At 43.8% G+C, this 922-nt stretch carries 2 protein-coding genes; both read left to right on the top strand.

Annotated features, from left to right (window positions below; genetic code table 11):
- Window positions 1-93: 93 nt before the first annotated feature.
- Entirely contained in the window at window positions 94-411 is a 318-nt protein-coding gene (locus ACFQ38_RS11325) for a hypothetical protein (protein ID WP_336825710.1), read from the top strand.
- Between the two features lie 8 nt (window positions 412-419).
- The coding region (locus ACFQ38_RS11320) for a helix-turn-helix domain-containing protein (RefSeq protein ID WP_381480948.1) at window positions 420-922 on the top strand (503 nt) is incomplete at its 3' end.

The raw sequence follows: 922 nt of genomic DNA, 5'->3' as shown, positions 1-922 counted from the left end.
GGAACTGACCTAAGAAAATGAGACAAATAAAAACACCTTTCGTTGAAAATAGGGTATTGAACCTTATGAAATCAATTCGGAGGTGTTTTTTTAATGGCGACTAGAGTTAGTTATCCCGTTGAGGTAAAAATGAAAGCAATTGAAATGAAGTTGGCCGGCATATCTAACAAGCAGGTGCTGGAGGAATTGTGCATCCGAAACGTGTCACAGATCAAAACATGGATGAAATGGTATCGTGAGGGGGAAATGTATCGCCTGCAACAGCCAGTCGGAAAGCAGTATACGTATGGGAAAGGTCCCGAATACGGTAGTGAAACAGCTAAACTGCAAGCGGAAAACCGATATTTGCGGCAACAGGTCGATATTTTAAAAAAGTACAGGGAGTTGGAAAGGATGTGGTCCCAAAAGTAGTAGTTAGTTTGGTAGAGGAACTGAAGGATGTGATGACAGTAAGTGAAGTTTGCCAGCATTTAGGCGTTGCCCGCTCTACATACTACCGATGGCGTAAACAAGCAGATCGAGTAAGCCAAAAAGAGAAACGGGATCAACAGATTGGCGATATGTGCAAGAAGCATAAATTCCGATATGGATATCGCATGATTGCCAGCCTCTTCCCAGGTGTCAGTGAGAAAACAGTACAACGCGTGATGCGGAAAAACGGTTGGCAATGCCGCGTGAAGATCAAGAAACGCAAGCAGACCGGGCAGCCGGCATATGTGGCACCGAATATCCTATCCCGTGATTTTGTAGCTGAGAAGCCTTTGGAGAAGTTAGTGACCGATATTACGTACTTGCCATTTGGGCAATCTATGATGTATCTTTCGAGTATTAAGGATCTGTATAATGGAGAAATCGTGGCATACACCATTGGTTCCACACAGGATACTGCCTTCGTTCTAGATACCTTAGAACAATTGGGAGA

The organism is Sporosarcina contaminans, assembly GCF_042679045.1.
Classification (GTDB): domain Bacteria; phylum Bacillota; class Bacilli; order Bacillales_A; family Planococcaceae; genus Sporosarcina; species Sporosarcina contaminans.
This window is presented reverse-complemented; position numbering and strand designations above follow the sequence as displayed.

Excerpts from the sequence above, each read along its gene's own strand:
- ACFQ38_RS11325 (WP_336825710.1), top strand. The coding sequence starts at position 94 with ATGGCGACTAGAGTTAGTTATCCCGTTGAGGTAAAAATGAAAGCAATT.